The organism is Longimicrobium sp. (assembly GCF_036280135.1).
Lineage (GTDB): Bacteria > Gemmatimonadota > Gemmatimonadetes > Longimicrobiales > Longimicrobiaceae > Longimicrobium.
On record NZ_DASURI010000901.1, the window covers coordinates 1 to 2,648 of the forward strand.

Here is a 2,648-nt window from a genome sequence, read left to right on the forward strand (position 1 = left end):
GTCGTCCATCCGCCCCCAGCGCCACTGGCCCTCGTGACGGTCCCAGTCGCCCAGATACACGTCCATCAGCCGCGCCGCCAGGTACCGCCGCGCGTGCAGGGAATCCGGGTGCACGGGGCCCAGCTCCTCCGTGTCCACCACGCGGTCGGCCCCCGCGAAGCCGTGGCGCGGGTTCTCCTCGATGATCCCCAGCCGCCCCGCGAACGCCGCGCGGTGCCCCGCCAGCCGCGGGTGGTCCGGCATGGCGACGAGCCGTGGGCGCGTGTGCGGCAGCCCCGTGGCGTCCATCAGCCCCGCCGCGACGATGGCGGCGGCGGGATGCAGCGCGCCCACCTGGTCCTGCCGCACGCGGCCCCACGTGGCGCGCGTGAGCGGGGACAGGCCGCGGCCCTGGTCCTTGTCCGTCACCCGAAAGACGTAGTCGCGGCCGTCCGCGCCGCGCAGGTGCAGGCTGCGCGTCTGGTTGCCGGATCCCGTGCGGAGGGGCGTCAGCCCGCCCGCGAAGGTGTCCGGGTCAAGCACGGGCACCTGGATGGGCATGGACCACGCGTCGCGCCACCCCTCGCCCAGCAGCGCGCGGCGGATGGGGCCCGCGCGGTACCGCGTGGCCGCCACGCCCGTGGCCACGGCGCCGTGCACGGTGAACGTGCCGTCCGGCAGCCCGGCCCGCGGCAGGGTAAAGAGGTAGAGAAAGAGCGCCGTGAGCACCACGCCGATCCCCGCAAGGACGCGCCGCACCCGCCGGGCGTGGGGCCGGGACGGGCGCGCGGCACGCGGCGGCGATGCGTCCGCGCGGGCGGTCGGTGTGGGTGCGGCGGGTTGCTGGGCCATGGAAGCGATCGGTCGAGATCGGGCGGTTCGCGTGTTCCAACGCAGGAACGTTGCCGTTCCGCCGCGCGGCGCCCAATCCGGTACGCCCCCGTGACGGATCGGCGCCCCGATCTGCTGAGCCCCACGGCATTTTACGCAGAGGGAGGGAAGGCAGCGGAGTCCCCCGTTTCTGCGCCGAGATGGGGTACTCTGCTGCCCCTGCTCCCTCTGCGTGAGAGTGCAGTTCGGGGGAAAAGCCCGCCGGTCGAGGGCCGGCCACAACGCGAAGTACTCCGTCTCCTCACGGAAATGGGGTACTCTGCGCCCTCTGCGGCTCTGCGTGAGAATGCAGTTGCCGTTGCCGTTCAGAGCCGGATCTGCGCGCCCAGCTTGCTTCTGGGTGTAGTTCGCATGCACCGCGTCCGCTTGCCGTCTGTCGCACATCCGCGATATCCTCCGGCTTCCGCGATCGATGGTTCATCAGCCCCAGAAAGCAGCGGATGATCCCGACCAGCTGGTTGAAAGCGCGAATCGCCACGCCCACCGTGGAAGCCGTCCACGAGGCGGAGATGGATGCGCTAGGGCTGAACCCGGCCGAACGGGAGCGGCTACGGGCGCGGGGCGCCTCCGCACGATGGCGCGAGGAGTGGGAGCGCTTCGTCGCGGAGATGGCGGACGGCGACGAGCTGTGGGCGTTCGAGAGCCCGCCGGAGACCTGGGCCGACCTGGCGGGCACGGCCGGCTACACCGTCGTTCGCGACGGAGCCCCGGTCGCCGTGCTGATCAGCCGGCGAAGCTGACGAAACGAGAAGCGGGTGGATGGCTCCGTTCGGAATCCATCCACCCGCCATCGCCTTCAACCGTCTGCCCGCGCGATCGTCCGCTACGCGCCGGTGCCGCGGGTGGGCGGATCGGGCTCGGCGGTGCCGCGCGTGGCGGCCGCCTGGGCGCGCGCGGCGGCCTGGGCCGCGGCGTCGGCCACCTCCTTCTCCTCCTTGGGCGTGAGCGTGTGGTCGTGATGCGCGGACCCGCCCTTCTTGCCGGACTTGCCCTTGCGATTGGACCCCGCGGCGGCTCCGCCCTTCTTGGGATCGCCCACCTCGTCGGCCATGAGGCGCGCGCCCTCTTCCGGCTCGATGCCGCTGCCGCGGTTCACGGCCCACTGCTGCGTGAACTCCGCGCCAAAGAGCACGATCATGGACGAGTAGTAGATCCACACCAGCACCAGGGCCAGCGACCCCGCCGCGCCAAACGCCTCGCCCGGGTTGCTGCGGCCCAGGTAAAAGCCCAGGCCGAACTTGCCGATGGTAAAGAGCACGGCCGTGGCCACCGCGCCCACCCACACGTCCTTCCAGGCGATGCGCGCGTCCGGCAGCACCTTGAAGATGGCGCCGAACAGCCCCGTGATCACCACGAAGGTGATGAGCGTGTCGAACAGGAACAGGATGGGCTCCGACAGGCCGGGGATGAGCCGCCCCGCGAACCCGCCCATGGCCGACACCATGGCGCTCAGGGCCAGCGACACCAGCAGCAGGAACGCGACGCCCAGGATCATCCCCAGCGAAAGCAGGCGCTTGAAGACGAAGTTCTTGATCCCGCCCGCGTTGGGGTCCGGCTCCACCTCCCACGCGCGGTTCAGCGCGCCCTGCAGCTGCAGGAACGCGCCCGTGGCGCCCAGGATGAGCGCGCCCACGCCCAGCACGGCCTTGATGCCGCGCCCGCCCGGCCGCTCCGCCTGGTTGAGGATGGTGCCGATCTCCTGCGCGCCCGACGAGCCCATCAGGCTTCCCATCTGCGTCTGGATGGCCTCCTGCACCTGCGCCGGGTCAAAGACGGCG

The 2,648-nt window shown here is 71.8% G+C and carries 2 protein-coding genes and 1 pseudogene; 1 reads left to right on the forward strand and 2 read right to left on the reverse strand.

From position 1 onward, the window contains the following. Window positions 1-738, reverse strand: a pseudogene (locus VFZ20_RS29075) (hypothetical protein); the annotation flags it as partial. Window positions 739-1,310: 572 nt separating this feature from the next. Here VFZ20_RS29075 and VFZ20_RS29080 point away from each other — a divergent pair. Next, complete coding sequence (locus tag VFZ20_RS29080) at window positions 1,311-1,610, forward strand: hypothetical protein (protein ID WP_329687477.1); 300 nt, start codon at window positions 1,311-1,313, stop codon at window positions 1,608-1,610. An 83-nt stretch (window positions 1,611-1,693) separates the two neighbouring features. On the opposite strand, the gene VFZ20_RS29085 is transcribed toward VFZ20_RS29080, so the two are convergent. After that, window positions 1,694-2,648, reverse strand: a 955-nt coding sequence (locus VFZ20_RS29085) for a YihY/virulence factor BrkB family protein (protein ID WP_329687478.1), incomplete at its 5' end; no start/stop codon positions are given.

Excerpts from the sequence above, each read along its gene's own strand:
- VFZ20_RS29080 (WP_329687477.1), top strand. The coding sequence starts at position 1,311 with ATGATCCCGACCAGCTGGTTGAAAGCGCGAATCGCCACGCCCACCGTG.